The sequence below is a fragment of the Dankookia rubra genome (assembly GCF_004355005.1).
Lineage (GTDB): Bacteria > Pseudomonadota > Alphaproteobacteria > Acetobacterales > Acetobacteraceae > Paracraurococcus > Paracraurococcus ruber_A.
Genome location: NZ_SMSJ01000348.1, coordinates 1 through 540, shown reverse-complemented (window position 1 = coordinate 540; position 540 = coordinate 1). Strand labels below are relative to the sequence as shown.

Annotated in this window: 1 pseudogene; it reads left to right on the top strand. The window is 65.4% G+C overall.

Annotation, left to right across the window (positions count from 1 at the left end):
• Positions 1-117 precede the first annotated feature (117 nt).
• Positions 118-435: pseudogene (locus tag E2C06_RS36925) on the top strand (IS5 family transposase); the annotation flags it as partial.
• Positions 436-540: the final 105 nt, after the last annotated feature.

Sequence of the window (540 nt, the reverse complement as noted above, 5' to 3'; positions counted from 1 at the left end):
ACCAGCGGCTCCAGCACCGCCCATTGCTCATCCGTGAGAACCACTGCCGCCCCTTCACAAAGGCGGCCCAACGCCATCAACGCCGCAGCGTTCAGGCGCTAACGGGGCCTAAATCGTCTGGTGTTGAGCGGCCGGGCGTGGGAGCGGATGGCGCCGCTGATCATTGGCCGGCCTGACCAGATGGGCTCAACCGGCCGGGACAACCGCATGTTTGTCGAAGGCGTGTTGTGGATCGTGCGCACCGGCGCGCCTTGGCGCGATCTGCCGGAGATCTTCGGCGAGTGGAACAGCGTGTTCCGCCGCTTCAGCCGCTGGAGTGAGAAGGGCGTGTGGCGGCGCATCTTCGACGCCATGTCGGATGGCCCCGACTTCGAGTACCTGATCGTCGACAGCACCATCATCCGTGCCCACCAGCACGCCGCCGGTGCCAAAAAAACTAGGCTGGCAAAGCTGGCTGGCCTGATGCGTTGAAGGAGACGTCATTGGCGGCTCTTGGAGGCGCAAGATGGCCAGGGTGTCGGCTCGGCAGCGGCCGGAGCG